Origin of the sequence: Brevundimonas sp. NPDC058933 (genome assembly GCF_049315965.1) — a bacterium.
GTDB lineage: Bacteria > Pseudomonadota > Alphaproteobacteria > Caulobacterales > Caulobacteraceae > Brevundimonas.
Genome location: NZ_JBMOSL010000005.1, coordinates 32,931 through 59,004, shown reverse-complemented (window position 1 = coordinate 59,004; position 26,074 = coordinate 32,931). Strand labels below are relative to the sequence as shown.

Genomic DNA, 26,074 nt, shown 5'->3' with positions numbered 1-26,074 from the left:
CTCGCTTCCTTCTCCTTGCGAGAGAAGGATCAGCACTACCCCGCGATCTGACCGAAGTCGGCCACCCGGCCCATGACGCCGCGCACCTGCCCCAGCAGCTTCAGGCGGTTCTCGCGCTCCGCTTTATCGTCGGAGTTGACCATGACGCCGGTGAAGAAGGCGTCGACCGGACCGCGCAAGGCGGCCAGCGCCGTCATGGCGGCGGCGAAGTCCTCCGTCTCCAGCGCGGCGTCCACGGCGGTCGCGGCGGCGGCGGCGGCGAAGGCCAGAGCGGTCTCTTCCGCAGGCTGGTTGGCCAGGCCGGTGGCGACGGCGCCTTGCGGCAGCGGGCCCTTCTTCTCCTCGGCCTTGAGGATGTTGGACGCCCGCTTGTAGCCGGCCAGCAGGTTGGCCCCGTCGTCCGTGGCGAGGAAGGCGGCCAGCGCCTCCACCCGACGCACGATCCGCACCAGATCGTCGTCGCCCAGAGCGAAGACGGCGGCGACGAGGTCGTGGCGCTGGCCCTGGTCGCGCAACAGGACGGTCAGGCGGTCGGCGAAGAAACCGACCCCCGAATGACCGAGCTCAAACGCACCAACGCGCAACCAACTACCTTCGACATCTTCAGCGATGCGGGCACCATGAGCGACATCAAATGCACCATTGAAGTCTGCTGCGGCGAGCCTGTTGGAAAGATAACTTAGGCGATTTCGAAGCTCTCTGAGATCATCCGCAAACTCCGCACTCTCGTCCTCCAAGATCCAGGATGGCCCCGATGCCGATGCAAGACGGTCCATCAGCCCACCTGCATTGAGGTAATGCCAAGAGACATTTCCCTTCAGGTACAGCAGCGCGTTCTCAATTCGATCATCTTGGCGGCTGCTTTGCTGATCAGCGAACTCATTGATGAAGCTGTCCGAAAGATCGAAAAGCTGCGCTAGGCCAATCACCTCGAACATCCGGCCAAGATGCATCCGCACCCCGTTCTCCAGCACCAGCCGGATCACGCCCAGCGCCGCGCGGCGCAGGGCATAGGGGTCGCGCGAGCCTGTGGGCTTTTCGTCGATGGCGAAGAAGCCGACCAGGGTGTCCAGCTTCTCGGCGATGGCGACGGCGACCGTGACCGGGGCGGTCGGGACGCTGTCGCCCGGACCTTGCGGCTTGTAGTGGTCGCGCACGGCGTCGGCGACTGCGTCGGGATAGCCGGCCAGACGGGAGTAGTAGCCGCCCATGACGCCCTGAAGTTCCGGGAACTCGCTGACCATGCCGCTGGCCAGATCGGCCTTGGACAGGCGCGCGGCCTGCTCGGCCTGATCCGCGTCGGCGCCGACCAGAGGGGCGATCTCGCGCGCCAGCGCCGCGATGCGGTCGACGCGCTCGGCCAGGGTGCCCAGCTTGGCGTGGAAGGTGACGCCCTTCAGCTTGTCGTTCCAGGCGTCGAAGCCGACCTTCTGATCCTCGTCCCAGAAGAAGCGGGCGTCGTTCAGGCGGGCCGACAGGACTCTGGAGTTGCCGGCGGCCAGGGCCTGACCGCCATCGGTCGCCTCGACGTTGGCGACGACGAGGAAGTTGGGCGCCAGACCGTCCTTGGACGGATCGCGCACGGCGAAATACTTCTGGTGCACCTTCATCGACAGGCGGACCACTTCGGGCGGCAGGGACAGGAACTGCGGGTCCATGTCGCCCAGGATCGGCGTCGGCCATTCGGCCAGACCGGCGACCTCGTCCAGCAGGCCGTCGTCATCGACCAGAGCCAGACCGCGCGCGGCGCAGGCGGCCTTGGAGGCTTCCAGAATCCGCAGCTTGCGGTCGGCCACGTCCAGCAGGACAAAGTCGCGTTCCAGCTTGGCGCGATAGTCGGCGAAGTCCTTGACCGCAAACGGCTTGCCGCTGCCGAGGAAGCGATGGCCCTCGGTCACGTCGCCTGAGTGGATGCCGTCGATCTCGAACGGCACCACCGCCCCGTCGAACAGGGCGATGATGCGCTTGATCGGGCGCACCCAGCGCAGGCTTCCCGTGCCCCAGCGCATCGACTTGGGCCAGGGGAAGCTGCGGACGATCTGATCCACGGCCTCGGCGAAGACCTCGGTCGTCTGACGGCCCTTGCTGCTGATCTCGGCGAACCAGACGCCGTCGCGCTCGACCAGTTGGTCCTGGGTCAAGCCGGTCTTCCTCAGGAAGCCTTCCAGCGCCTGAGCCGGGGCCGAGGTCTTGGGACCCTTGACCTCTTCGTTGCGGTCGGCGGCGGCGACCGGCAGGCCGTCGATGACCAGGGTCAGGCGGCGCGGACCGGCGAAGACGTTCAGCGCCTCCCAGGTCAGACCAGCGGCCTTCAGACGGTCCGACACCATGCGCTCCAGGTCGCGCGCGGCGCCCTGCTGCATACGGGCGGGAATTTCTTCGGAGAAGATTTCGAGGAGAAGCTGGGGCATCAGTTTTCGTCCCGCACCCATTGATCGCGGGCGCGCCAGAGGGCCCTTCCCCCTTGATGGGGGAAGGGTTGGGATGGGGGTGACAGCAGGGCCGAACGGATCGCATCGACCACGTCCGACAAGCCGTCCGTCACCTGTTTGGTGGAAAAGCGGATTACGCGAAAGCCCTGGCTTTCCAGCCAGGCGGTGCGTTCGGCGTCATAGGCGACCGCTTCGAGTTCCTCATGCAGCGGCCCGTCGATTTCCACGATCAGGCGGCTGTCATGATGGGCGAAGTCCGCGATGTAGCGGCCGATCGGCGCCTGACGGCGAATGTTCAGCTTCAGGCGGCGCAGTTCGTCCCAGAGAATACGTTCCGGGAAGGTCATGTCGCGACGCAGTCGCCGCGCGCGGCCGACAGCACCCGTCAGATGACGCGCGCGCAGAGGGCTGAGGGCGTCACCCCCATCCCCAGCCCTTCCCCCATCAAGGGGGAAGGGAGCCTGTGGCGTCAACTGATCGTCAACCGTCATGCGGTCGCCCGTTCATGTTCGACCTGGGCCAATGCGCAGGCTTTGCACAGGTCGCGGATGCGGCCGATGTAGCTCTGGCGTTCGGCGACGGCGATGGCGCCGCGGGCGTCCATCAGGTTGAACAAGTGCGAGGCCTTCAGCACCTGGTCATAGGCGGGCAGGACCAGGGGCTGGCCTTGCGGCCCCTTCATGGTCAGGAAGTGCGCGGCCTCGCGCTCCATGTCCTCGAAGCGGCGCTTCAGCGCGGCGACGTCATAGCCGTGGAAATTGGCTTCGGACTGCTGGCGCTCGTTCTCGAGGAAGACCTCGCCGTAGGTCAGGCCTTCCTTGTTGAACTTCAGGTCATAGACGTTGTCGACGCCCTGAACATACATGGCCAGACGCTCCAGCCCGTAGGTCAACTCGCCCGAGACCACGTCGACCTCGATGCCGCCGACGCCCTGGAAATAGGTGAACTGCGTCACCTCCATGCCGTCGCACCAGACCTCCCAGCCCAGGCCCCAGGCGCCGACGGTGGGGTTTTCCCAGTCGTCCTCGACGAAGCGGATGTCGTGCAGCTTGGGGTCGATGCCGATGGCGGCCAGCGAGCCGAGATAGAGCTCCTGCAGGTTGTCCGGGTTCGGCTTCAGGATGACCTGATACTGGTAATAGTGCTGCAGCCGGTTGGGGTTCTCGCCATAGCGACCGTCGCCCGGACGGCGCGACGGCTGGACATAGGCGGCCTTCCACGGCTTGGGACCCAGCGCCCGCAGCACCGTCGCCGGGTGCAGGGTCCCCGCGCCGACCTCGATGTCATAGGGCTGCAGAATGGCGCAGCCCTGGTCGCCCCAGTATTTGTGCAGGGTCAGGATCAGGTCCTGGAAGGCGAGGGGTTCGGTGGTCACGTCGGCTCGTTTTCGCAGCGCAAAATTTGAGCGCGGACCCTAGGGCGCGCGAGCCGGAAACTCAACCGGACGCGGCCTCTCTTCCTTTCCGGGATGACAGCAGAAAAAGCGCTAGGCGGATCCGCCCAGCACGCAGTTCCGCACCCACCAGTCGGGGCGTTGCAGCGCAAGCGCCGCGCTCTCGGCCGCCGCTGCGTCGTCGAACAGACCGAAGACCGTCGCCCCCGAGCCCGACATCCGCGTCAGACGGCACCCGGGCGCGGCGCGCATGGCGCTCAGGGCCTCGCCTATGCCCGGCGTCACGCGCAGGGCGGGCGCTTCCAGATCATTGCGCTGGCCCTTCAGCCAGGCGATTACGGCGGCGGACGACCAGTCGGCGGGGGCGTCCGGGCAGTCGGCGCCGCCCGCGGGCGCGTCGTCATAGGCGCGGTACACGGCTCCCGTCGGCGAGGGCAGGCCGGGGTTCAGCAGGACCGCGTGCAGCGGCGGCAGGCGCGGCTCGTCTCTCAGATCATCGCCCCTGCCCGTCGCCCAGGCCGGGCGGGCGCGCAGGCACATCGGCCCGTCCGCCCCCACCACGCCGGAGACGGCCTCCAGCGCGGCCTCGTCCAGATCAAGCTCCAGCAGTTGCGCCGCCAGCCGGATAGCCGTCCCGGCATCGGCCGAACCGCCGCCCAGGCCAGCGGCGATGGGAAGCTGCTTGTCCAGCGTCACCGCCACCGGCGGCGCGCCGATCCCGGCCGTCTCGCCCAGCGCCCGCAAGCCGCGCAGGATCAGGTTGTCGCCCTCGTCCGCCAAGGCGCCGCCGAACGGGCCGGCGACGGTCAACGACAGGGCGTCGGCCCGCCTCACGGTCACAGCGTCGCCCATGTCGGCGAAGGCGACCAGACTGGCCAGCGGGTGATAGCCGTCGCCCGCCACGGGCCCGACGTGCAGGAACAGGTTGATCTTGGCCGGAGCCAGGCCGCTCAGCGTCACCGCATCAGTCCGCGGCGCCCGCGCCGCTGTCGTCGGTCGGTTCCTGAGCCAGCTTGTCGCGCAGCTTGGCCTCGACCTCGGCCTTGCGTTCGGCCTCGACGTCCAGAGTGAGGACGCGGTTCCACTGGAAGCCCGCTTCGCGCTGGCGACCCACGGCCCAGTAGGCGTCGCCCAGATGGTCGTTGATCTCGGCGTTGGCGGGCTCTTTGGCCACGGCCTGTTCCAGATTCTCGACGGCCACATCGAACTGGCCCCGGCGATACTGGGCCCACCCCAGCGAGTCCTGGATGTTGCCGTCCGACGGATCGGCGGCGAAGGCGCGGGCGATCATCTCGGCCCCCTGCTCGACCCGCACGCCGCTGTCGACCCAGAGGTAGCCGAGATAGTTGAGCACGGTCGGGTTGTTGGGCTGCTTCTGAAGCGCGGCCCACAGCTCCGCCTCGGCCTCGGGCTTGCGATCGAGGGCCTCATAGGCCGCGCCGCGCAGGAAGTTCACCTCGAAGCCCTGTTCGGCCGTGGCAAGAAGAGGGCCGTTCAGCACCACCAGCGCCTCGTCGAAGCGTTTCATCTGCACCAGTTGCCCGGCCAGAAGATAGGCGATGCTGGCCTCATTCGGACGCGCCTCGAGGGCGCGGCGCAACTCGGCCAGGGCCTGTTCAGCCTGGCCGTCCTTTTCGAAACTCAGCGCGCTCTGAACGCGCGCGGCGGCATAGAGCTCGATATCCTGTCGCCCGACCTGGGCCAGAGCCGCACGGGCCGCCGGCTCCAGTTCGGCCTGTTGCAGGGTCTGGCCGATCAGGAAGCGGTTCTCATCGGTAGGATCAAGGTTCAGGGCAAGGCGAAGATAGACCACGCCGAACTCCAGCGCGCGCTGGGCGATGGCCTGGTCCGCAGCGGTCTTCAGCGCCAGCGCCGCGCCCTGGCGCCATGTCGGCGCGGCGGGCGCACGCCCCTTGGCCAGCACGCGGGCGCGGGCCGACGTCGTGGCGCGATCGGTCGCCCCGGCGGTGACGGCGGCGTCATACTGGACCAGGGCTTCATCGCGCTTGCGGCGACGTTCCAGGAATTCGCCGTAGGGCAGACGGAACAGGCGCGAGGCCAGGGCGTGGCTGGTCAGGTCGCGCCACTCCGCGTCGGCCTCGTCGTGGCGACGGCGAAGCTCCAGCAGGCGAGCGCGGTTGGCGCGGGCCACCAGGGTGCTGATCGGGTCCAGATCAGCCGGCGGCAGAGCCAGGGCGCGGTCCCAGTCGCCGGCGGCGGCGGCGATCCAGGGCTGGAGATAGAGGCCGGCGCGCTCATGCGGCGAGCCGATGGGGGCCGCCTTCAGCAGGGCGTCCGCCTTGCGCGCATCGCCATGGACGAAGGTCTGCACGGCGGCGACCAGACGCCCGGCCTGGACGATGACGGGCGAGACGCCCTCTCCTTCCGGCGCGATGCGGCCGGCGACATCGAGATCGCCCGCCAGCAGCGAGGCGGTGAAGGCCTGTTCCCGCACCCGGGGTTGTTCCGGGGTCAGGGCCTCGACCTGCGCCAGATAGTCGGCGCCTGCCTCGCTCTCGCCGCTGGTCAGGGCGTTGCGACCCGCGAGGTAGTAGCCGTAGGCGCTGCGCCCCTCGGCGTCGGTCGGGATCGGGGCCCAGATCGCCGGGATGGGCGGGGTCTCGGGCGCCGCCGGCGCATCGGCGATGATGATTTCGGGGTCCTGGCCTTCGGCGTCGGCCGGGGTCGCCGTGTCAGGCTCCGACGGATCTACCTCTATCGCTGGTTCGACAGTTGCGGCCGGAACCGGCGCGGCCGGCGCGGCCGGCGCCTCCTGCGCCAGGGACGGCGCGGCCAGGCCCAGCGCGATCAGCGAGGCGGCGGCGAACAGGGCGGAACGGCGGAAGGGGAAGCGCATGGGCGGACCCTTCACGCTTTCCCTTCCGCCCGCAAGAGGCTGAAACCTCTGAGCCTTACATGTTCGGATAGTTGGGGCCGCCGCCGCCTTCCGGCGTGGTCCAGACGATGTTCTGCGACGGGTCCTTGATGTCGCAGGTTTTGCAGTGGACGCAGTTCTGGGCGTTGATCTGGAAGCGCGGATTCTGGCCCTGCTCGTCGGTCAGCACCTCATAGACGCCCGCCGGGCAATAGAGCCGCGCCGGTTCGCCGTACTTGGGCAGGTTGACCCTGATCGGCACGGACGGGTCCAGCAGCTTGAGGTGGGCCGGCTGGTCCTCGGCGTGGTTGGTGTTCGAGATGAAGACGCTCGACAGCTTGTCGAACGACAGCTTGCCGTCCGGCTTGGGATAGGTGATCGGCTTGAAGTCCTTGGCCAGGCCGGTCGAGGCCGCGTCCGTCTTGGCGTGCCTCATGGTGCCGAAGACCGAGAAGCCGCCGGTCAGGTGGTTGACCCACATGTCGAACATGCTGACCGCCCCGCCCATCATGGTGCCCAGCTTGGACAGCATGGGCTTGGCGTTACGGACGATCTTCAGCTCCTTGTAGACCCAGGAGGTCTTGTAGGCTTCCTCATAGGCTTCCAGCACGTCCCCCTCGCGGCCGGCGATCACGGCCTCATAGGCGGCGTCGGCGGCCAGCATGCCGGTCTTCATGGCGTTGTGGCTGCCCTTGATGCGGGGCACGTTCACGAAGCCCGCCGAGCAGCCGATCAGGGCGCCGCCGGGGAAGGCCAGCTTGGGCACCGACTGGAAGCCGCCCTCGGTGATGGCGCGAGCGCCGTAGGAGACGCGCGTCCCGCCCTCCAGATGCTCGGCGATGGCCGGGTGGTGCTTGAACTGCTGGAACTCGTCGAACGGCGACAGATAGGGGTTCTGATAGTTGAGGTGCACCACGAAGCCGACCGACACGTAGCGGTCGCCGAAATGGTACAGGAACGACCCGCCGCCGGTCTTGTCGTCCAGCGGCCAGCCGGTCGTGTGCTGGACCAGGCCGGGCTGGTGCTTCTCGGCCGGGATCTGCCACAGTTCCTTCAGGCCGATGCCGAACTTTTGCGGGTCCGCGTTGGCGGTCAGGTCGTGGCGGGCCATGATGGTCTTGGCCAGCGACCCGCGCACGCCCTCGGCGATGAAGACATACTTGCCGTGCAGTTCCAGACCGGGCTGGAATTCGCCGGTCGGCCTGCCCTCGCGGTCGATGCCGAAGACGCCGGCGACGACGCCCTTCACCCTGCCTGACGGTTCATCCCAGACGACGTGGCTGGCGGCCATGCCGGGATAGACCTCGACGCCCATAGCCTCGGCCTGTTCGGCCAGCCAGCGCGCCACATTGCCGAGCGAGGCGATGTAGCAGCCGTGGTTGTGCATGAAGGGCGGCATGGCGAACATCGGCAGGGACGCCTGCCCCGCCGGGCCGAGCACCAAGAACCTGTCGGTCTTGACCGGGGTCTCCAGCGGCGCGCCGCGTTCCTTCCAATCGGGGAAAAGCTCATTCAGGGCCTTGGGGTCGATGACGGCGCCCGACAGGATATGGCCGCCGATCTCGGCTGACTTTTCCAGCACGGCGACGGAAATCTCTTTCCCGTCCTTCTCGGCGCGCTGCTTCAGGCGGATGGCGGCCGACAGGCCGGCGGGGCCGCCGCCGACGATGACGACATCATAGTCCATGACCTCGCGCTCGACGCCTTCCAGCGCTTCCGCCGGCGGCAGCTTGTCGATGACGGCTTCCTGCCACGCGTTTGTTGCGCCGCCTTCGATCGCTTGCTCGCCCATGATCCCCTGAATCCTCGTTGTCATCGTGGTTATCCGTCTTATCGTGAGGTGACGCAGCGGCGGTCAAGGCTTATCCCTGTCGCGGAATGACGCCTCAGCCCCCCGACGCCGCCGCAACCGAAGCCTTGCTCGCCTTCTGGCGCGATGCAGGCGTGGACGCCTGCTATCTGGACGCGCCGGTCGATCGGACGGTCTTCGTCGCCCCGCCTCCGTCCCAGATGGTGCAAAAGGCTTCGGCCAGCGTCACCGCCCTTTACGGCGGAATGTCCGGCGCCGAGGCTGTGAACGAGGCGCGGCGCCTGGCGGCCGCAGCCGCATCCATGGACGACGTGGCGCAAGCGATCGCCGCGTTCGAGGGTTGCCCCCTGCGCGCCATGGGCGCGAGGCAGGCTGTGTTTGCCCGTGGTAATCCGAAGGGCTCCATCCTGCTGATCGGCGAAGCCCCCGGCGAGACGGAGGATTTGCGCGGCCAGCCCTTCGTCGGACAGGCCGGACAGTTGACCGATCGCATCCTGGCGGCGGCCGGTCTGGCGGATCAGGTTTTCATGACCAACACCGTCTTCTGGAAGCCGCCGGGCAACCGCCTGCCGACTCCCCAGGAGCAGGCCGCCTGCGCGCCCTTCCTGGAGCGCGCCTTCGCCCTGATGCAGCCGAAAGCGGTGCTTCTGCTGGGGGCGGCGGCGGCGAAGTCGGTGTTGAACACCGAGGAAAGCCTGATGAAGATTCGTGGCCAATGGCGCGAATGGCGACTGGCCGAAGGCGGGGTCTCCGCCCCAGCGCTCGCCACCCTGCATCCCGCCTTCCTGCTGCGTCAGCCGCAGGCCAAACGCGTGGTCTGGGCCGACATCCTGGCGCTGGCGTCGCATTTGGATACGGCCCAGGTTGAGCCCGACGCGTGAGTCAGGCATGGTTATCGGCTGACGACCAGTCCACAGAGCGCTGACAATCCCGAGTCGAGACGGGAGCGGCGCCGACGAAGGGGGCCGCCGCGTATGTACCTTTTCCGCCGCGCGTCACTCGCGCCCCTGTTCGCTGCTGCGCTCTGCGTCACGGTTGCGCCTGCCGCCCTGGCTGCTGAATCCAGCGCCGATGACGGCGGCAAGGCCTATATCGCCAATGACTCGGATCGAACGCCCACGGCGCTGAGCAGTTCCGATCGGCTGAGCTACACCACCGCCTTCGACGCCTTGCGACGAGGCGATCTGGAACTGGCCCGTTCCTCGGCGCGCCAGGCCCAGGATCGCGTATTGCTCGGACAGGTGGAGTTCGAGCGCCTGTTCCACCCCACTCACGTCGCCGCCTATGACGAACTGGCGGCCTGGCTGGAAAGCTATTCCGACCTGCCGATGGCGTCGCGCGTCTACACCCTGGCGATGCGCCGGCTTCCCGACGGCGCCCCGGAGCCCAAACGCCCCGGAAATCTGCTGGAGCGAACCTGGGCCAGCGTCACCGGAGCGGGCGACGGCGGCGTGTCGGATCCGGCCAAGGCCGCGCGCGTAGCCCTGAATAACGACGACCTGGCGGGCGCCTATCGAACCGGCGCCGAGATGGGCGACTGGTGGAGCGCGGGCCTGGCGGCCTGGCGGCTTAATGAGTTTTCCGACGCCTTCCGCGCCTTCGAGCGCGTCGCGCAAGATCCCACCGAAGACCCCTGGGTCCGCGCCGCCGGCGCCTTCTGGACCGCCCGCGCCGCCGCCCAGTCCGGCCGCCAAGACAGGGTGGCCGAAAATCTCCGCCTCGCAGCGCGTTGGCCCGCCACCTTCTATGGCCAGGTCGCCCTGCGTCAGCTGGGCGAAGAGCCGGTGATCGAGAATATGGGACCGCGCGCCTATGGAGCGACGCTGCAACGCGCCAGCCTCTCGCCCGAGCCGACCGGCGTGGATGCGCGCGAACTGAACGCCTTCATCCGATCCGACGAAACCGCACGGCGCACCGTCGCCCTCTATGAGGTCGGCCGCCGCAACGAGGCGGAAGAATCCGCCCGCACGGGCATGCGCAGCGCCGACGGGGACGCCGCCCGTCGCCTCTGGGCCGGCCTTTATCGCACCGTGGCCCCGAACCGGGCGGCCCAGGCCGAGGCCAGCCGCATCGACGCCACCCGTTATCCCATGCCGGTGCTGGAGCCCGAGGGCGGCTTCACCATCGAGAAGGCTCTGGTCTACGCCATCGCCCGCAAGGAAACCGACTTCAACGCCAGCGCCCGCTCCGGCGCCGGCGCCTATGGCATGATGCAGGTCATGCCGGCGACAGCCGCCTACATGACCGGAGATCAGGGCTACGTCCGCAATCCTGAACGGCTGCTTTCGGCCTCGACCAATATGAAGCTGGGTCAGGAGTACGTGAACCGCCTGTTCCAGATCGAGTCCTTCCAGGGCGACATCCTGAAGGCTGTGGCCTCCTATAACGCTGGTCCCGGGCCGATGCTGGCGGCGATCCGCAAACTGGGGCCGGACGCCGATCCCCTTTTGCTGATCGAAACCATCGACGTGCCGCAGGCCCGCGACTACGTGGAAAAGGTCGTCGCCGCATACTGGATCTATCAACGGATGCTGGGCGCGCCTTTGAACACGCTGGACGCCGTGGCGTCGGGCGCCCGGGCCGTGCCGATCCGCCTGGACTATGTCGCGCCGCCCGCGACGATGCAGGTGGCCGAGGCCGCCCCCATGGCCGGGACGCGCTAGATCGTCGTCAGACCACGCTGGACAACAGCATGGCCCAGACGAAGGCGAAGGCCAGACCCGCGAGGAAATAGCCGCGCGCCGTCTTGCCCCAGTCGGTGTTTCTGCTGATCGTCCGCATGGCCCGTCCCCCACGGCCCGACGCCGTGAAGCCAGATTGTAACATCACTCGTTAATCGCTGGTTTTCCGCCGAGGTTAAGCGGCGTTAGCAAGCGCCAGCCGCTCCCACTCCTGAAAATCAGGTTGGGCCAGCAGAGCCTCGACATAGGTCCGGGCGACGCCGTCCGCATCGCCATGCGCGCCAAGTTCGATCTGATAATGGCGCACCCGCGCCGCGACGGGGGTGAAGAAGGCGTCCGCAATCGACCAGTCACCGAACAGCCAGGGACCGTCGGCGCCGAAGCGGCTGCGCATCTGCCGCCACAGCTCGACCAGCCGCGCCAGATCCCGATCCAGCCCCGGATCGGACGGCGCCTCGGACCGCGCCTCGCCAGCGATGGGATGATCCGGCCCCATGCCGCACAGATCGCGCAAGGTCGTGAAGCCGGAGTGCATTTCGGCTGTCGCCGAACGGGCCAGGGCTCGCGCGGTCGGATCGACCGGCCAGAGCTGCGCCTCGGGATAGCGTTCCGCCGCCCATTCGCTGATCGCCAGCGTGTCCCAGATGGTCTCGCCGTCGACCTTGAGCAGAGGCACGAAGCCCGACGGCGACAGGCGACGCAGCTCGGCCTTCTGCTCTTCGGTGCGATAGGAGACCTCACGCGTCGTGAACTCGGCTCCGGCCCGTTTCAGCACCAGCCATGGCCGCAGCGACCATGTGGAATAGAGACGCGGTCCGATGATCATTTCCATGGCGAGACTCCCGAGCTTGAGCCTGCCTCAATGGCTGGAGGAAAGCTTCAGCACAACAAGGCCCGAGATGATCAGCACCGCGCCCGCAATCCGCATGGGGGTGATCGGTTCGCCCAGCACCGCGATGCCGACCACGAAGGCGCCGACCGCGCCGATGCCGGTCCAGATCACATAGGCGGTGCCCAGCGGCAGGGTCTTCATCGCCATCGACAGCAGGCCGAAGCTGACGATCATGAAGACGATGGTGCCGACCGTCTGCCACGGCCTCGAAAACCCGTCCGACGCCTTCATCAGAAAGGCCCAGACGATCTCGAACAGACCGGCGAAAAGAAGGAGAATCCAGGCCACGACAATACTCCCTTGCATGGCGAACCGGGTCGTCCCGGCGGTCATGCCCAATGTAGGGAGAGGTCGTCCTCTGACGCAGCCTATTTGGGACAAGGCCGCGAGAAGTCAATGGCGAACCTTGACTCGCGGGCCGTCGCGCACGACACGACCGATCCATGATCACGCGCTATACCCGCCCCGAAGCCGTCGCCATCTGGTCGCAAGAGACCAAGTACAAGATCTGGTTCGAGATCGAGGCCCATGCGGCCACCAAGATGGCCGAACTGGGGGTGATCCCGCAGGACGCCGCCGACGCCATCTGGGCCAAGGGCAAGGACGTGACCTTCGATGCGGATCGCATCGACGAGATCGAACGCACCACCAAGCACGACGTCATCGCCTTCCTGACCCATGTGTCGGAAATCGTCGGCGAGGAAGCCCGCTTCCTGCACCAGGGCATGACGTCTTCGGACGTGCTGGACACCTGTTTCGCGGTGCAGCTGGCGCGTTCGACCGACCTGCTGCTGGGCGGCGTCGACCGCGTGCTGGCCGCGCTGGAAGTCCGCGCCAAGGAACACAAATACACCCCGACCGTGGGTCGCTCGCACGGCATCCACGCCGAGCCCGTGACCTTCGGCCTGAAGCTGGCCGGCTATCACGCCGAGTTCCAGCGCGCCAAGCGCCGCCTGATCACCGCGCGTGAAGAGATCGCCACCTGCGCCATCTCGGGCGCCGTCGGCACCTTCGCCAACGTCGATCCGGCGGTTGAACAATACGTCGCCGACAAGATGGGTCTGGCCGTCGAGCCCGTCTCGACCCAGGTCATCCCGCGCGACCGTCACGCCGCCTATTTCGCCGCGCTTGGCGTCGTCGCCTCGTCGATCGAGCGTCTGGCCGTGGAAATCCGCCATCTGCAGCGCACCGAAGTCCTCGAAGCCGAGGAGTTCTTCGACAAGGGCCAGAAGGGCTCGTCGGCCATGCCGCACAAGCGCAACCCGATCCTGACCGAGAACCTGACCGGCCTGGCTCGCCTCGTCCGCTCGGCTGTCGTCCCGGCGATGGAAAACGTCGCCCTGTGGCACGAGCGCGACATCAGCCACTCCTCGGTCGAGCGCGGCATCGGCCCGGATGCGACGGTCCACCTGGACTTCGCCCTGCACCGTCTGGCGGGCGTGATCGAGCGCCTGAACGTCTATCCCGAGAACATGCAGAAGAACATCGACCGCCTGGGCGGTCTGGTGCACTCGCAACGGGTCATGCTGGCCCTGACCCAGGCCGGCGTGTCGCGTGAAGACGCCTATGCGGCGGTTCAGGAGAACGCCATGAAGGTCTGGCGCGGCGAAGGCGTCTTCCTCGACTTCCTCAAGGCAGACGCCCGCGTCACCCTGCCCGCCGATCAGCTGGAAGCCCTGTTCGACCTCGGCTATCACACCAAGAACGTCGACGTGGTGTTCAAGCGGGTGTTCGGCGAGGGCTGAGACCCTTGTCTGCGGTTGGGCGATCCATCGGCTTCGATCCTGTCGTCGACGACCGCACCCGCGTCCTGATCCTGGGCAGCCTGCCCGGCGACGCCTCGCTTAGGGCCGCCCAATATTACGCCCATCCGCGCAACGCCTTCTGGCCGTTGATGAGCAGTCTGCTGGACGAAGCCTTGCCCGCGCTGGCCTATGAAGAGCGGCTGCATCGCCTGCGGGCGCACGGTGTCGGTCTGTGGGACGTGATAGCCTCGGCGGAACGCGCCGGCAGTCTGGACGCCGCCATCCGCTCGCCAGAGGCGGCAGACCTGCGCGGATTGACGGCGGGTCTGCCTGAACTGCGAGCCGTCGCCTTCAATGGCGGGCTGGCGGCCAGGACGGGGCGTCGCATCCTGACCGATCTGGACGGCGTCGCCCTGATCGACCTGCCCTCCTCCAGCCCGGCCCATGCACGCCCTTTCGAGGAAAAGGCCCGGCTATGGTCGGTGCTCGCGCCCTATCTGGATTGAGCGATCAGGGTCAAACCGATCACGGGCCGCGCCGGAAAATTTGAACCATTTGCCTCGCTCGCCCGTAGTTCTCCCCGACGCCAGCCGCCGCTCCGAGCGGCCGTCGATGGAGAGACGCCATGAAAATGATCCGTACCGCCACCCTAGCCACCGTATCCGCCGCCGCCCTGCTGACGCTGGCCGCCTGCGGCAACAACGACAACAAGGTCGAGACCGCGCCAGCCGAAGCCACGCCCGCCGAGTCGGCCGCCATGACCCCCGTCACCACCGATCCCATGGTCGGCGGCGTGGCCATGAGCCCGGCGGACAACATCGTCACCAACGCCGCCAAGGCCCCCAATCTGACCACCCTGGTAGCCGCCGTTCAGGCGGCTGGCCTAGCCACGACGCTGCAAGGCGCCGGCCCCTTCACGGTCTTCGCCCCTGACAACGCCGCCTTCGAGAAGATCCCGGCGGCGACGCGGGAAGGTCTGATGCAGCCGGCCCAGAAGGCCGCTCTGACCAAGATCCTGACCTATCACGTCGTGCCCGGTCGCCTGACCGCCGCAGACATCGCAGCCGAGGCCCAGAAGGGCGGCGGCACGGCGACCCTGACCACGGTTCAGGGTGAGAAGCTGATGGTCAAGGACGCTGGCGGCGGCCGCTGGACCATCACTGACGCCAAGGGCGGAACCTCGACCATCACCCAGGCCGACGTCGGCCAGTCGAACGGCGTGGTCCACGTCATCGATACGGTGCTGATGCCGAAGTAATCCCGGCCCCAACGAAGAAGGGCCGCGACCATGCCGGTCGCGGCCCTTTTTTCGTCCGGAATGAACCGGGGCCTATTCGCCGGCGCGGATCTGTTCGCGGGCGATCGAGGCCAGCTCGTCCATCTTCGAGCGCAGTTCGCCTTCCGATACCGTCATGCCGGAAGCCTTGAAGTCGCCAGCGACCTTGCGGAAGACGTCTTCCTCGCCCGGCTGCTCGAAATCGGCGCGGACCACGGCTGCGGCGTATTGTTCGGCGCTATCAGCCGACAATTCCATCTTCTCGGCCGCCCACAGGCCCAGCATCTTGTTGCGACGCGCGATGGCCTTGAACTCTTGTTCCTGATCGAGGGCGTACTTGGACTCGTAGCCCTTTTCCCGATCTTCGAAGGTCGTCATGCGCGTAGTCACTCCAGTGGCGGACGGAATTGGGGTCCGCATCGCCGTCTATACCCCCCTTCCAGACGAACGCAACCAGACTCGCGGTCGCGCCTCTGACGCCATGTTACAGGAGGATATTTGTGTCACAGACGGCCTTCGGCTAAAGGGCGTTCGATCTTATATGCACGTCGTCGATTCAGGATCGCGCCGCCCCGACCCCTAGGGCCGCGCGTTTTTCGTTTTGAGGCAGTCTGTTTTCTTCCCTTTCGGGACTCGACCATGAATTCCAAGCGCAAGAAGCTCTACGAGGGCAAGGCCAAAATCCTTTACGAGGGACCCGAGCCCGGCACGCTGATCCAGTATTTCAAGGACGACGCGACCGCCTTCAACGCCCAGAAGAAGGCCGTGCTGGAAGGCAAGGGCGTGATCAACAACCGCATCAGCGAGTTCGTCATGTCGCGCCTGAACGGCATCGGCGTGACCAACCACTTCATCAAGCGTCTGAACCTGCGCGAGCAACTGATCCGCGAAGTCGAGATCATTCCGCTGGAAGTCGTCTGCCGCAACGTCGTCGCCGGCTCGCTGGCCACCCGTCTGGGCCAGGAAGAGGGCACCGCCCTGCCCCGTTCGATCATCGAATTCTATTACAAGAAGGATGAGCTGAACGACCCGATGGTGACGGAAGAGCACATCACCGCCTTCAACTGGGCCACGACCCAGGAGCTGGACGACATCCTGGCCATGACGGTCCGCGTCAACGACTACCTGTGCGGCATGTTCGGCGCCGTCGGCATCACCCTGGTGGACTTCAAGATCGAGTTCGGCCGGGTGTGGGAAAACGACTTCGCCCGCGTCATCCTGGCCGACGAGATCAGCCCTGACAGCTGCCGTCTGTGGGACACCGCCACCGGCGAGAAGCTGGACAAGGACCGCTTCCGTCGCGACATGGGCGACGTTATCGAAAGCTACACCGAGGTGGCCCGCCGCCTCGGCATCATGAAGGACATGCCGACTGTGATCCAAGGAGGACTGCACTAATGGCCAAGGTGAAGGTTCACGTCTTCCTGAAGCCCGGCGTTCTGGACGTTCAGGGCAAGGCCGTCGAAGGCGCCCTGCAAGGGCTGGGCTGGACCGGCGTGGCCAACGCCCGCGTCGGCAAGCTGATCGAGTTCGACCTCGACGACAGCGTCGCCGACAAGGAAGCCGAGGTGAAGCGCATGTGCGACACCCTGCTGGCCAATACGGTCATCGAAAGCTACCGGATCGAAGTCGCCTAAAGGCGAAGACGGTTCAGACGATCAGGGCCGCCCTCCGGGGCGGCCTTTTTGTTTTCCTCCCTGTCGCGCAGCGATGGGGAGGAAAAGAAGAGGCTATTCGCACAGATAATCCCGGCTTAGCGGGACCGCGGTCTGCTTCTTCGTCAGTTGCAACTGGAAGACCATGTGGCCCAGTTCGCGGAAGGCGACCTCGCTGGCGGCGAGGTAGAACTCCCACATCCGGCAGAACCTTTCATCGTAAAGCGCCAAGGCTTCTTCGCGGCGCGCCAGAAAGCGCTCCCGCCAGATTCTCAGCGTCTCGGCGTAGTGCAGCCGCAACACCTCCATGTCCGTGACCCACAGGCCCGAGCGTTCAATGGCGGGCAGGACCTCGGACAGGGCCGGGATATAGCCGCCGGGGAAGATGTATTTGCGGATGAAGGGCTGGGTGCGGCTGGGCGGCGTCTTGCGGCCGATGGCGTGGATCACCGCCACCCCGTCGTCGTCCAGCAGCCGGGCGACCGTGTCGAAATACTCCTGATAGTTGGGCGCGCCGACGTGTTCGAACATGCCGACCGAGATGATGCGGTCGAAGGTCTGGTTGAGGTCGCGATAGTCCTGCAGCCGGAACTCGGCCCGGTCCGACAGACCGCGCGCCGCCGCGCGCTCATTGGCGGTGCGATGCTGTTCGGTCGACAGGGTGACGCCAGTGACCCGCGCGCCGCGCTCGGCCATCGACAGGCCCAGTCCGCCCCAGCCGCAGCCGATGTCCAGCGCGCTCTGGCCCGGCGACAGCACCAGCTTGTCGATCAGCCGCCGCTTCTTGGCGGTCTGGGCCTGATCCAGGGTCGCGTCGGGCGTCTCGAAGAAGGCGCAGGAATATTGCAGGTCCTCGTCCAGGAACAGCCGGTAGAAGTCGACTGTCAGGTCATAATGGTGGTGGACGTTACTACGCGCATGCAGCCGGTCGTTGGCCTGCTCCGCGCCGCGCCTGAGGCGTTGCAGCAGGCTCAGCTTCCCGCCGCGCGGCCTGATCGCCAGTTGCGACGTCGTCAGTTGCAGGAAGTCGTAGATGTCGCCGCCTTCGACCTGAAAACGTCTCTCCATGAAGGCTTCGCCCAGCGCCAGCTCGGGATTGGCGGCGATGGCCGCCGCTGTCCTCATGTCGGAAATGGCGGCCGTCAACTCGGGCTCGCCCGGCCCTGCCGTCAATTCGCGTCCGTCCGGCAAACGCACACGGATCGAGCGCGTCAGGAAGGTCCGGTCGAGAAGGGCTTGCAACATCCGGCTCTCCGCGCTTTGAACCTCGATCAAGCTTGGCTAGGAACAGACTGTCGCTGCGCAACGGTGTCGAAGCCCGACCGTTCCGTCCGCGAAACAGATGTATGGGAAAGCCGCCGATGACCTTCACCCTGACCTCCGCCGATTTTCGCGAGGGCGACATCCTGCCCGACGCCCATGTGAAGGCCCTGGGCGACACATCACCGCAACTGTCCTGGTCGGGCGCGCCCGAGGGCGCCAAGAGCTTCGCCGTGACCTGCTATGATCCCGATGCTCCGACCGGGTCAGGCTTCTGGCACTGGACCGTGGCCAACATCCCGGTCGACGTGACAGAGCTGGCGGCGGGTGCGGGCGCCGTCGGCGGGGCAAACCTGCCCCAGGGCGCGGTTCAGGGCCGCACCGACTATGGCGAGGCCGGCTTCGGCGGCGCCGCCCCGCCCCCCGGCCATGGCCCGCACCGCTACATCTTCACCGTCTTCGCCGTGGACGTGGATCGTCTGGACGTGACCTCAGACAACTCAGGCGCCGTTTTCGGTTTCAATCTGCATTTCCACACCCTGGCGAAGGCTTCGATCACGGCCACCTACGAGAACGCCGGCGCGTGACGACAGCGCCTCTCGATCACGATCAGAGGTTGGCGGGCGTCCCCGACCTGTTCCGCCGCTTGATGGATCAGCCGTTGAAGTCCCTGACCCGGGCGCGCCTGCCCACGCCCGGAGCGGTCTATGTCTTCTATCATGACGACGAACCGATCCACGTCGGCAGCCCGCCGCATCTGGAAGAGCGTCGGATGCTGGCGCCCTCTTTGCGATTGTCGCTGGCGGCCAAGGTTCAGCATCCGGTCGGCGGCGGCGCGCCCAGGGTCAGCGTCAGCGAACCGTCGCGTGATCTCGGCCGCAATCGCCCGATCAAGGCCCGCTGGCTGCCGCTGCCGGACGATCGCGACCGGCTGCTGCTGGAACTGTACGCCGCTCAGACCCTGGGGCTTTCGGTGTCACACCCCCGGGTCCGGGCCGAGCTCAGCGACGCCTGATCATCGTCGAACACAAAGTGTGATGAGCCTGTCCATCCGCCAAGGTTGAAGCTCTGGGCTCAAACCCTATTTTGCGACGCAGCGTAAAGTTTGCTGCAATGCGATAGTTCATGTCCCCCACCGACGCCGCCGCCTGTATCGACAACCGCCCGTGCCCGCCATCAGCCACGGCAGAGACGGTTCAGGCCCCCGGAAAGGTGGCGCTTGTGCTGCTGGCCCTGGCCATGGGCGGCTTCGCCATCGGCGTGACCGAGTTCGCGGCCATGAGCGTCCTGCCCGACTTCGCAGCAGGGCTGGGCGTGGACGAACCGACCGCCGGGCACGTCATCAGCGCCTACGCCGCCGGGGTGGTGGTCGGGGCGCCGATTCTGGCGGTGCTGGGCGCGCGCCTGCCGCGGTGGCTGCTGCTGATCGGCTTCATGGCGCTGTTCGCCGTCGGCAACGCGCTCAGCGCCATCGCGCCCACCTATGAGTGGATGCTGGCCTTCCGCTTTCTCAGCGGCATTCCGCATGGCGCCTATTTCGGGGTGGCCGCGCTGGTCGCGGCGTCCCTGGTGCCGTTGCGACTGCGCACCCGCGCCGTCTCGACCATCCTGATGGGTCTGACCGTCGCCACTGTGATCGGCGTGCCCGTCGCCACCGCCGTCAGCCACGAGTTCGGCTGGCGCTGGACCTTCGCCATCGTCAGCCTTCTGGCGGTCGTCACCATGGCTCTGGTCGCCCTGTTCGCGCCGCGCGACCCGGCGCACGCCGACGCCAGCCCCCTGCGCGAGCTGGGCGCATTGAAGCGCGGGCAGGTCTGGCTGACCCTGGGCGTCGGGGCCATCGGCTTCGGCGGGATGTTCGCGGTCTACGCCTATCTGGCCTCGACCCTGACCGCCGTGACCGGCGTGGGCGCCGAGGTCCTGCCCTGGGTTTTCGCCATGTTCGGCCTTGGGATGTTGAGCGGCAATGTGCTGGGGGCCTGGGCCGCCGACCGCTTCGGCATGACGGCGGCGGGCGGCCTGCTGCTGTGGAGCGTGGCCGCGCTGGCCCTCTATCCGTTCGCAGCGCCGCATCTGTGGTCCATGCTGATCGTGGTCTTCCTGATCGGCGGCGGCGGCGGGCTGGGCTCGATCCTGCAAACCCGGCTGATGGACGTGGCCGGGGACGCGCAGACGCTGGCCGCCGCCCTGAACCACTCGGCCTTCAACACCGCCAACGCCATCGGCCCCCTGCTGGGCGGCATGGCCGTGGCGGCGGGCTGGGGCTGGACCTCGACCGGGTGGGTCGGCGTCGCCTTGTCGCTGGGCGGATTCGCGGTCTGGGTCGTCGCCTGGCTGACCGGACGCAAGACCGCGCAACGCGACGCCTGACATTCGTCTCGAAGGGTGCTAGGAGGCCCGCCCATGAGCGCAGCCGTCATCGTCTTCCCCGGTTCCAACTGCGACCGCGACTGCAAGGTCGCCGTCGAACGTTCCACTGGCGAACAGGTCCAGATGGTCTGGCACGCCGAGACCGAGTTGCCGAAAGGCCTCGATCTGATCGTCCTGCCGGGCGGCTTCTCCTACGGCGACTATCTGCGTTGCGGCGCGATGGCGGCCCAGGCCCCGATCATGCAGGCGGTCAAGAAGGCCGCCGACGACGGCGTCGCCGTTCTGGGCATCTGCAATGGTTTCCAGGTCCTGTGCGAGGCCGGCATGCTGCCGGGCGCCCTGCTGCGCAACGCCGGTCTGAAGTATGTCTGCAAGCCCATCAGCCTGACGGTCGCCAACGGCCAGACCCGCTTCACCTCGGGCTATCAGGGCCAGCGCGAAGTGGTCATGACCCAGGGCAACGGCGACGGAAACTACTTCGCCGACGCCGAAACCCTGGCCCGTCTGGAGGGCGAGGGCCAGGTGGTGTTCCGCTACGTCGACAACCCCAACGGCTCGGTCGCCGACATCGCCGGAATCCAGAACGCCCGCGGCAATGTGCTGGGCATGATGCCCCACCCCGACCGCGCCTTCGAAGCGGAACTGGGCAGCGCCGACGGCGCCACCCTGTTCCAGAGCATCTACGCGGCGGCCTAGAACCCCAGTTTCGGCGCGTCGGAACCACCGGCGGCGTCGATGGTCGCGAACAGGGCGCGGATCAGGTCCTGTTCCTCCGTCGTGATCTCGGGCTTCCACACGTCGAAGATCAGGATGGTGCGGTCGCGGCCGCTGTCGTTCCACGCCTCATGCTCGATGGTGTCGTCGAAGGCCCAGGCCTGGCCTTCCTTCCATTCGCGCACCTCGCCGCCGACGCGGAAATGCGAACCGGGCGGTGCGATCAGCGGCAGGTGGCAGATCAGGCGGGTGTTGATCAGGCCGTGGTGGGGCGGAATCTTCGCTTCGGCCTGAAGCCTTGAAAACAAGATGGACGGCGAACGGCCCGGAATTCGGCACAGGGGCGCCTCAGCCAAGGCCCGCATGGTCTCGGGGCAGCGCGCGGCGATCTGGGGAACCTCGGCCCCGTCTTTCCAAAGAAAGACAGCGCTCCAGGCGGCGTTGTCCAGCATGCCGGCCTGATCGCTCTTCGGGCGGTTGGCGCGATCCTCGACATAGGGGGCGAACAGGGCCGGCTCGGCCAGGACGGCGTCCAACTCGGCGCGAATCGCCGGCGCCGCGGCCTCGACCCCGACCAGCCAGGCGACCGTCTCGCGCGGCTGGAACTCCACCTGCGGCAGGCCGGGAAACATGTAGAATTTCGGCTGCTGATAGTAGAGCCGTCGCTTGCCTGTCATCAGGTCCAGCGAGGCCGCGAACCGCGTGCTGGAGGAGGCCGGATCAAAGCCGCGCGCCACAAGCCCGTCGCGTAGCCCCTGTTCAAACCGCCGCGCCCCTTCGGCCTGGGCGCGGGCCGCGCGTTCCAGTTCGGCGCGAAGTTCTGGCGGGGGTGAAGCGATAGCCCGGCCTTGGGCCAACGCGGCGCCGTAGAAGCTGACGGCCGCGCGATGATCTTTCAGTCCCGCCAAGGAATCGGCCTTCAGCACCAGAGCGCGAGGCTCACGCGGATTCAGGCGCAGCAGAGCGTCCGCGGCGACCGCCAGCGCGGCGAAGTCGTCACGGTCTCGCGCCGCCCGCGCCTGAGCAAGAAGAACACCGGCATCGGACAGTCTAACATCGCTCATGGAACAAGGGAACGATGGGGCGGCGACGCCGTCAAGCGGCGTCGCCTCAGACTCCTACTCGGACCGCGCCTTGGTGTGGCTGGCGCGATCCAGTACGCTGGCGCTCCGGCCGAGCTCATCGACCTCGATCTCCGGCTGAATCGGCTCGCCGTCTTCATCAAGCGGACGCTCCAGAGTGCCCGCTTCACCAGATTCCCCGATCGCGGCCAGTTCGCGCGCACCGACGCCCAAACCCTGCTCAAGGGCGCGGTTGGTGTCGACCTCGTCGGTTTCTAGGGCGAGGTCGTCGGGCAGGTTGTCGGGGTCGGCCATGGCGGTCTCCTGTTGCAGGGTGCTTCCGGACCTAAGCGGAGCGCGAGCCCTGCGGTTCCGGTGAACCGAATCCATCTCTGACGCGTAGTTACGGCGAAGCTGAGCCGGAGCCGTCGACCATGTCCGCCATTGAACGTCCCAACCCGCGCCAACGCACTCGTCGGCTTGTGGTGCTGGCCGCCGCTGTTTTCGCCGTAGTTGTTCCGCTCGTACAGAATCTGGCTGGCTTCGGGCTGTCCCAGGCCGAGTTCGCGGCGGACGGTAATCAGACCCTGAAGGTGGCCGGCTACGCCTTTTCGATCTGGGGCCTGATCTATCTGGGCCTGCTGACCTATGCCGGGCGTCAGGCCCTGCCGCAGACGGGTGAAAGCGTGCTGATCAACCGGATGGGCTGGCCCTCGGCCGTGGCCCTGTTCGGCATCGGCATGTGGATTATCGCCGCTGCGCTGAACCTGAAGGCGGCCAGCGTCGTGATCATCTTCGCCTCGCTGCTGGCCCTGCTGGTTCCCATGCTGGCCGTGGCGCGCACCATACGTTCGACCGGGCTGACCGAGCGCGACCGCTGGTTCCTGATCTGGCCGCTGGCGGCGCTGGCCGGGTGGTTGACCATCGCCGCGCCGCTGAACCTGATTACCACGGCGACGGCGTTCGACGCCCTGCCCGCCTTCCTGTCGCCCACCGGCTGGGCCATCGCCGCCGTCGTGGTCGTGGTTCTCATCGGCGCGGCGGTGACGGCCAGCCTGCGGACCCTGGCCTATCCCTTGCCCATCGCCTGGGGTCTGGTCGGGGCCTTCGTGGCGGAACAGGAGCGGAATCCGCTGCTTGGCTTCACCGCCCTGGGCGCCGCCTTCCTGCTGGTGGTGGCCGCCGTCATCCTGGTCTTCAGTTTGAAACGCGGTGTTGAGCGCGCTCGCTGATCGGACGGGCTGACAGGAGGCTCAGACCCGGCTAGAAGCCCCGCCCATGAGCGCTCCGCAAAAGACCACCGCAGAATTGGCCGCTGAATACGGTCTGGCTCCGAACGAGTATGAGGTCCTGCTGGACCGGCTGGGCCGCGAGCCCAACCATGTCGAGTTGGGCGTCTTCTCGGTGATGTGGTCCGAGCACTGCTCCTACAAGTCCTCCAAGAAGCAGCTGATGAAGTTCCCGGTCACGGGACCGCGCGTCATCTGCGGCCCGGGCGAGAACGCCGGGGTCATTGACATCGACGACGGCGATGCCTGCATCTTCAAGATGGAGAGCCACAACCACCCCTCCTACATCGAACCCTATCAGGGCGCGGCGACGGGCGTGGGCGGCATCATGCGCGACGTCTTCACCATGGGCGCCCGCCCGGTGGCCCTGCTGAACGCCCTGCGCTTCGGCGAGCCTTCGCATGAGAAGACCAAGCGACTGGTCAAGGGCGTGGTCGCCGGCATCGGCGGCTATGGCAACTGCGTCGGCGTGCCGACGGTCGCGGGCGAGACCAATTTCCACAAGGGCTACAACGGCAACATCCTGGTCAACGCCATGTGCGTGGGCATCGCCAAGGCCGATGAGATCTACTACTCGGCCGCGCCGGAGGCGGGCCATGACGTGGTCTATTTCGGCTCCAAGACGGGCCGCGACGGCATCCACGGCGCCACCATGTCCTCGACCGAGTTCGACGACGAGTCGGAGGCCAAGCGCCCCACCGTCCAGGTCGGCGATCCCTTCGCCGAGAAGCTGCTGATCGAGGCCACGCTGGAGCTGATGGCCTCGGGCGCGGTCGCCGCCATTCAGGACATGGGCGCGGCGGGTCTGACCTCTTCGTCCGTGGAGATGGCGGGCAAGGGCGGCGTCGGCGTCGAGCTGGACCTCGACAAGGTGCCCCAGCGCGAAGAGGGCATGACCGCCTATGAGATGATGCTGTCGGAAAGCCAGGAGCGGATGCTGGCGGTCCTGAAGCCGGGCTTCGAGGACGTCGGCTATCGCATCTTCCAGAAGTGGGGCCTGGACTTCGCCATCATCGGCAAGACGACCAACACGGGCCATCTGGTGCTTAAGCATCACGGCGAGGTGGTCTGCGACGTGCCGCTGGCCCCGCTGTTCGACGACGCGCCCCTCTACGACCGTCCCTGGGTCCAGCCCGAGCTTCAGCCTCGCCTGGAGCCGTCCGAGGTTCCGGCGCCGGAAAGCTGGAACGACGCGGTGATCAAGGTCATCGCCTGCCCGGACATGGCGTCCAAGCGCTGGATCTGGGAACAGTACGACCGCCACGTCATGGCCGACACGCTTCAGGACTCCTCGACCGGCGCCGACGCCGGCGTGGTCCGCGTCCACGGCACGGACAAGGGTCTGGCCGTCACCAGCGACTGCACCCCGCGCTATGTCCAGGCCGACCCCTATGAAGGCGGCAAGCAGGCCGTGGCCGAGGCCTGGCGCAACCTGACCGCCGTGGGCTCGCGTCCCATCGCCATCACCGACAACCTGAACTTCGGCAACCCGCAGCGCCCCGAGATCATGGGCCAGATCGTGCGCGCCACCGACGGCATGGCCGAGGCCTGCCGCGAGCTGGACTTCCCCGTCGTGAGCGGCAACGTCAGCCTCTATAACGAGACCAACGGCGTGGCCATTCCGCCGACCCCGACGGTCGGCGCGGTCGGCCTGCTGACCAACTATGACGTGACCACCGGCTTCGGCGGCGTGGCCGAGGGCGATGTTCTGGTCCTGATCGGCCAGACGCACGGCGAGCTGGGTTCGTCCATCTATCTGCGCGAGGTTCTGGGTCGTGAAGACGGCGCCCCGCCGCCGGTCGATCTGAAGCTGGAACGCAAGACCGGCGACTTCGTGCGCGGCCTGATCGAGACCGGCGAGCTGACGGTCGTGCACGACCTGTCGGACGGCGGCCTGGTCGGCGCGGCGGCGGACATCGCCCTGGCCTCGGACGTCGGGATCGAGCTGAACGCCAGCAGCGCCGCCCACGCCCACGCCTTCCTGTTCGGCGAGGACCAGGCCCGCTATCTGGTCGCGGTGTCGGACGCCGAAGCCCTGCTGGCGCAAGCCAGGGAGGCTGGTCTGCACGCCTCGGTCGTCGGCGTCGCCAAGGGCGCGGACTTCGCCTCCTCGGGTCCGAAGGGCGAGCTCTACCGCATCCCCGTCGCCCACCTGCGCGAGATCCACGAAGGCTGGATGCCGAACTGGATCGAGGGCTGATGCGCGCTCGCGCCGTCGCCCTCATCCTCGGCGGCGCGGCCTTGCTGGCCGCCTGCGACGTCGAGGGCGGCGACCCGGTCCAGCACGCCCTGCGCGACGCCGCCGCCGCCCGTCAGGCCGCCGCGCTGAAGACCACCGAGGAAGAAGAGGCCGCGCGGCCGTCCGCCCAGGCCAGCGACGAACTGGCCCGCCTGATCGCCGCCCGGCGGCAGGCCGTCGCCGACACCCGCGCTCTGCTCGCCACGACCAGCGATCCGGCCCTCAAGGGCCAGTTGACCGGCGACCTCCGCGCCGACGAGGGCCGGTTGCGGGCGCTGGAAGCGCAGCAAGCGGCCATGGCCCGCGACAAGGCGGCGTCGCAATAAGAGGTGAAGACCTCTTCTTTTTGACAAGATGGTCAATAAGTATGGTTCGACCCTGA

At 67.3% G+C, this 26,074-nt stretch carries 26 protein-coding genes; 14 read left to right on the top strand and 12 right to left on the bottom strand.

What is annotated here, in order from left to right; all coding sequences use genetic code 11:
- Positions 1-35: 35 nt before the first annotated feature.
- From glyS to ACOZBP_RS11065, 6 genes are all read right to left on the bottom strand, one after another.
- Positions 36-2,411, bottom strand: coding sequence for a glycine--tRNA ligase subunit beta (gene glyS / locus ACOZBP_RS11090; RefSeq protein ID WP_422676498.1), 2,376 nt, complete (start codon positions 2,409-2,411; stop codon positions 36-38).
- A complete protein-coding gene (locus tag ACOZBP_RS11085; RefSeq protein ID WP_422676497.1) occupies positions 2,411-2,923 on the bottom strand; it encodes an endonuclease domain-containing protein in 513 nt (170 codons plus the stop codon). Before ACOZBP_RS11085 ends, glyS begins: the two co-directional genes overlap by 1 nt.
- Positions 2,920-3,807 (bottom strand): glycine--tRNA ligase subunit alpha, encoded by an 888-nt coding sequence (locus ACOZBP_RS11080; RefSeq protein WP_422676496.1) that lies wholly within the window; start codon positions 3,805-3,807, stop codon positions 2,920-2,922. Before ACOZBP_RS11080 ends, ACOZBP_RS11085 begins: the two co-directional genes overlap by 4 nt.
- A gap of 111 nt (positions 3,808-3,918) precedes the next feature.
- A complete protein-coding gene (locus tag ACOZBP_RS11075; protein ID WP_422676495.1) occupies positions 3,919-4,785 on the bottom strand; it encodes a 4-(cytidine 5'-diphospho)-2-C-methyl-D-erythritol kinase in 867 nt (288 codons plus the stop codon).
- A gap of 4 nt (positions 4,786-4,789) precedes the next feature.
- Positions 4,790-6,682 (bottom strand): tetratricopeptide repeat protein, encoded by a 1,893-nt coding sequence (locus ACOZBP_RS11070; protein ID WP_422676494.1) that lies wholly within the window; start codon positions 6,680-6,682, stop codon positions 4,790-4,792.
- A gap of 55 nt (positions 6,683-6,737) precedes the next feature.
- The gene (locus ACOZBP_RS11065; protein ID WP_422676587.1) at positions 6,738-8,387 is read right to left on the bottom strand and encodes an electron transfer flavoprotein-ubiquinone oxidoreductase; all 1,650 of its coding nucleotides are present in this window, start codon (positions 8,385-8,387) and stop codon (positions 6,738-6,740) included.
- Between the two features lie 191 nt (positions 8,388-8,578).
- Here ACOZBP_RS11065 and ACOZBP_RS11060 point away from each other — a divergent pair, with 191 nt between their 5' ends.
- Positions 8,579-9,391 carry a uracil-DNA glycosylase gene (locus ACOZBP_RS11060; protein WP_422676493.1) on the top strand — a complete coding sequence of 271 codons (813 nt, stop codon included), beginning with the start codon at positions 8,579-8,581 and terminating at the stop codon, positions 9,389-9,391.
- Positions 9,392-9,484: 93 nt separating this feature from the next.
- On the top strand, positions 9,485-11,173 hold the full coding sequence (locus tag ACOZBP_RS11055; protein WP_422676492.1) for a lytic transglycosylase domain-containing protein: 1,689 nt from the start codon (positions 9,485-9,487) through the stop codon (positions 11,171-11,173).
- 193 nt (positions 11,174-11,366) lie between these two features.
- Here the strand turns inward: ACOZBP_RS11055 and ACOZBP_RS11050 are convergent, their stop codons facing one another.
- Both ACOZBP_RS11050 and ACOZBP_RS11045 read right to left on the bottom strand, forming a co-directional pair.
- On the bottom strand, positions 11,367-12,023 hold the full coding sequence (locus ACOZBP_RS11050; protein WP_422676491.1) for a glutathione S-transferase: 657 nt from the start codon (positions 12,021-12,023) through the stop codon (positions 11,367-11,369).
- Positions 12,024-12,050: 27 nt separating this feature from the next.
- Positions 12,051-12,371 (bottom strand): DMT family transporter, encoded by a 321-nt coding sequence (locus ACOZBP_RS11045; RefSeq protein ID WP_422676490.1) that lies wholly within the window; start codon positions 12,369-12,371, stop codon positions 12,051-12,053.
- Positions 12,372-12,526: 155 nt separating this feature from the next.
- Here ACOZBP_RS11045 and purB point away from each other — a divergent pair, with 155 nt between their 5' ends.
- The 3 genes from purB to ACOZBP_RS11030 all read left to right on the top strand — a co-directional run bounded on the left by purB (position 12,527) and on the right by ACOZBP_RS11030 (position 15,086).
- Positions 12,527-13,828 (top strand): adenylosuccinate lyase, encoded by a 1,302-nt coding sequence (purB, locus tag ACOZBP_RS11040; protein ID WP_422676489.1) that lies wholly within the window; start codon positions 12,527-12,529, stop codon positions 13,826-13,828.
- A 5-nt stretch (positions 13,829-13,833) separates the two neighbouring features.
- Complete coding sequence (locus tag ACOZBP_RS11035; RefSeq protein WP_422676488.1) at positions 13,834-14,334, top strand: DNA-deoxyinosine glycosylase; 501 nt, start codon at positions 13,834-13,836, stop codon at positions 14,332-14,334.
- 119 nt (positions 14,335-14,453) lie between these two features.
- Positions 14,454-15,086, top strand: a complete 633-nt coding sequence (locus ACOZBP_RS11030) for a fasciclin domain-containing protein (RefSeq protein WP_422676486.1) — start codon at positions 14,454-14,456, stop codon at positions 15,084-15,086.
- A gap of 72 nt (positions 15,087-15,158) precedes the next feature.
- On the opposite strand, the gene ACOZBP_RS11025 is transcribed toward ACOZBP_RS11030, so the two are convergent.
- Entirely contained in the window at positions 15,159-15,482 is a 324-nt protein-coding gene (locus tag ACOZBP_RS11025) for a DUF1476 domain-containing protein (RefSeq protein ID WP_422676485.1), read from the bottom strand.
- 261 nt (positions 15,483-15,743) lie between these two features.
- Between ACOZBP_RS11025 and purC the strand changes: the two genes are divergently transcribed.
- A complete protein-coding gene (purC, locus tag ACOZBP_RS11020; RefSeq protein WP_422676484.1) occupies positions 15,744-16,502 on the top strand; it encodes a phosphoribosylaminoimidazolesuccinocarboxamide synthase in 759 nt (252 codons plus the stop codon).
- The gene (gene purS, locus ACOZBP_RS11015) at positions 16,502-16,741 is read left to right on the top strand and encodes a phosphoribosylformylglycinamidine synthase subunit PurS (protein ID WP_422676483.1); all 240 of its coding nucleotides are present in this window, start codon (positions 16,502-16,504) and stop codon (positions 16,739-16,741) included. Before purC ends, purS begins: the two co-directional genes overlap by 1 nt.
- A 93-nt stretch (positions 16,742-16,834) precedes the next feature.
- On the opposite strand, the gene ACOZBP_RS11010 is transcribed toward purS, so the two are convergent.
- Positions 16,835-18,004 carry a class I SAM-dependent methyltransferase gene (locus tag ACOZBP_RS11010; RefSeq protein WP_422676482.1) on the bottom strand — a complete coding sequence of 390 codons (1,170 nt, stop codon included), beginning with the start codon at positions 18,002-18,004 and terminating at the stop codon, positions 16,835-16,837.
- A gap of 116 nt (positions 18,005-18,120) precedes the next feature.
- On the opposite strand from ACOZBP_RS11010, the gene ACOZBP_RS11005 reads away from it, so the two are divergent.
- The 4 genes from ACOZBP_RS11005 to purQ all read left to right on the top strand — a co-directional run bounded on the left by ACOZBP_RS11005 (position 18,121) and on the right by purQ (position 21,085).
- On the top strand, positions 18,121-18,606 hold the full coding sequence (locus ACOZBP_RS11005; RefSeq protein WP_422676481.1) for a YbhB/YbcL family Raf kinase inhibitor-like protein: 486 nt from the start codon (positions 18,121-18,123) through the stop codon (positions 18,604-18,606).
- Positions 18,603-19,034, top strand: coding sequence for a hypothetical protein (locus ACOZBP_RS11000; protein ID WP_422676480.1), 432 nt, complete (start codon positions 18,603-18,605; stop codon positions 19,032-19,034). Before ACOZBP_RS11005 ends, ACOZBP_RS11000 begins: the two co-directional genes overlap by 4 nt.
- A 110-nt stretch (positions 19,035-19,144) precedes the next feature.
- On the top strand, positions 19,145-20,389 hold the full coding sequence (locus tag ACOZBP_RS10995; RefSeq protein WP_422676478.1) for an MFS transporter: 1,245 nt from the start codon (positions 19,145-19,147) through the stop codon (positions 20,387-20,389).
- 33 nt (positions 20,390-20,422) lie between these two features.
- Entirely contained in the window at positions 20,423-21,085 is a 663-nt protein-coding gene (purQ, locus tag ACOZBP_RS10990) for a phosphoribosylformylglycinamidine synthase subunit PurQ (RefSeq protein ID WP_312784737.1), read from the top strand.
- Here the strand turns inward: purQ and ACOZBP_RS10985 are convergent.
- Positions 21,082-22,167 (bottom strand): aspartyl/asparaginyl beta-hydroxylase domain-containing protein, encoded by a 1,086-nt coding sequence (locus ACOZBP_RS10985; protein WP_422676477.1) that lies wholly within the window; start codon positions 22,165-22,167, stop codon positions 21,082-21,084. The genes purQ and ACOZBP_RS10985 overlap by 4 nt on opposite strands.
- Positions 22,168-22,221: 54 nt before the next feature.
- Positions 22,222-22,479: a hypothetical protein gene (locus tag ACOZBP_RS10980; protein ID WP_422676476.1), complete on the bottom strand. Its 258-nt coding sequence runs from the start codon at positions 22,477-22,479 to the stop codon at positions 22,222-22,224.
- Between the two features lie 119 nt (positions 22,480-22,598).
- Between ACOZBP_RS10980 and ACOZBP_RS10975 the strand changes: the two genes are divergently transcribed.
- The 3 genes from ACOZBP_RS10975 to ACOZBP_RS10965 are packed head-to-tail and all read left to right on the top strand — an operon-like array spanning position 22,599 to position 26,018.
- Positions 22,599-23,396 (top strand): hypothetical protein, encoded by a 798-nt coding sequence (locus ACOZBP_RS10975; protein WP_422676475.1) that lies wholly within the window; start codon positions 22,599-22,601, stop codon positions 23,394-23,396.
- A gap of 46 nt (positions 23,397-23,442) precedes the next feature.
- Positions 23,443-25,653 (top strand): phosphoribosylformylglycinamidine synthase subunit PurL, encoded by a 2,211-nt coding sequence (purL, locus tag ACOZBP_RS10970; protein ID WP_422676474.1) that lies wholly within the window; start codon positions 23,443-23,445, stop codon positions 25,651-25,653.
- Positions 25,653-26,018, top strand: a complete 366-nt coding sequence (locus tag ACOZBP_RS10965) for an indole-3-glycerol-phosphate synthase (RefSeq protein ID WP_422676473.1) — start codon at positions 25,653-25,655, stop codon at positions 26,016-26,018. The genes purL and ACOZBP_RS10965 overlap by 1 nt, the downstream gene beginning before the upstream one ends.
- Positions 26,019-26,074 lie beyond the last annotated feature (56 nt).

What these genes read in the sequence shown, in the direction of transcription:
- glyS (WP_422676498.1), bottom strand. Translation starts at nt 2,411, where the DNA reads ATGCCCCAGCTTCTCCTCGAAATCTTCTCCGAAGAAATTCCCGCCCGT.
- ACOZBP_RS11085 (WP_422676497.1), bottom strand. Translation starts at nt 2,923, where the DNA reads ATGACGGTTGACGATCAGTTGACGCCACAGGCTCCCTTCCCCCTTGAT.
- ACOZBP_RS11070 (WP_422676494.1), bottom strand. Translation starts at nt 6,682, where the DNA reads ATGCGCTTCCCCTTCCGCCGTTCCGCCCTGTTCGCCGCCGCCTCGCTG.
- ACOZBP_RS11065 (WP_422676587.1), bottom strand. Translation starts at nt 8,387, where the DNA reads ATGGACTATGATGTCGTCATCGTCGGCGGCGGCCCCGCCGGCCTGTCG.
- ACOZBP_RS11060 (WP_422676493.1), top strand. Translation starts at nt 8,579, where the DNA reads ATGACGCCTCAGCCCCCCGACGCCGCCGCAACCGAAGCCTTGCTCGCC.
- ACOZBP_RS11055 (WP_422676492.1), top strand. Translation starts at nt 9,485, where the DNA reads ATGTACCTTTTCCGCCGCGCGTCACTCGCGCCCCTGTTCGCTGCTGCG.
- ACOZBP_RS11050 (WP_422676491.1), bottom strand. Translation starts at nt 12,023, where the DNA reads ATGGAAATGATCATCGGACCGCGTCTCTATTCCACATGGTCGCTGCGG.
- purB (WP_422676489.1), top strand. Translation starts at nt 12,527, where the DNA reads ATGATCACGCGCTATACCCGCCCCGAAGCCGTCGCCATCTGGTCGCAA.
- ACOZBP_RS11030 (WP_422676486.1), top strand. Translation starts at nt 14,454, where the DNA reads ATGAAAATGATCCGTACCGCCACCCTAGCCACCGTATCCGCCGCCGCC.
- ACOZBP_RS11025 (WP_422676485.1), bottom strand. Translation starts at nt 15,482, where the DNA reads ATGACGACCTTCGAAGATCGGGAAAAGGGCTACGAGTCCAAGTACGCC.
- purC (WP_422676484.1), top strand. Translation starts at nt 15,744, where the DNA reads ATGAATTCCAAGCGCAAGAAGCTCTACGAGGGCAAGGCCAAAATCCTT.
- purS (WP_422676483.1), top strand. Translation starts at nt 16,502, where the DNA reads ATGGCCAAGGTGAAGGTTCACGTCTTCCTGAAGCCCGGCGTTCTGGAC.
- ACOZBP_RS11010 (WP_422676482.1), bottom strand. Translation starts at nt 18,004, where the DNA reads ATGTTGCAAGCCCTTCTCGACCGGACCTTCCTGACGCGCTCGATCCGT.
- ACOZBP_RS11005 (WP_422676481.1), top strand. Translation starts at nt 18,121, where the DNA reads ATGACCTTCACCCTGACCTCCGCCGATTTTCGCGAGGGCGACATCCTG.
- ACOZBP_RS10995 (WP_422676478.1), top strand. Translation starts at nt 19,145, where the DNA reads ATGTCCCCCACCGACGCCGCCGCCTGTATCGACAACCGCCCGTGCCCG.
- purQ (WP_312784737.1), top strand. Translation starts at nt 20,423, where the DNA reads ATGAGCGCAGCCGTCATCGTCTTCCCCGGTTCCAACTGCGACCGCGAC.
- ACOZBP_RS10985 (WP_422676477.1), bottom strand. Translation starts at nt 22,167, where the DNA reads ATGAGCGATGTTAGACTGTCCGATGCCGGTGTTCTTCTTGCTCAGGCG.
- ACOZBP_RS10980 (WP_422676476.1), bottom strand. Translation starts at nt 22,479, where the DNA reads ATGGCCGACCCCGACAACCTGCCCGACGACCTCGCCCTAGAAACCGAC.
- ACOZBP_RS10975 (WP_422676475.1), top strand. Translation starts at nt 22,599, where the DNA reads ATGTCCGCCATTGAACGTCCCAACCCGCGCCAACGCACTCGTCGGCTT.
- purL (WP_422676474.1), top strand. Translation starts at nt 23,443, where the DNA reads ATGAGCGCTCCGCAAAAGACCACCGCAGAATTGGCCGCTGAATACGGT.
- ACOZBP_RS10965 (WP_422676473.1), top strand. Translation starts at nt 25,653, where the DNA reads ATGCGCGCTCGCGCCGTCGCCCTCATCCTCGGCGGCGCGGCCTTGCTG.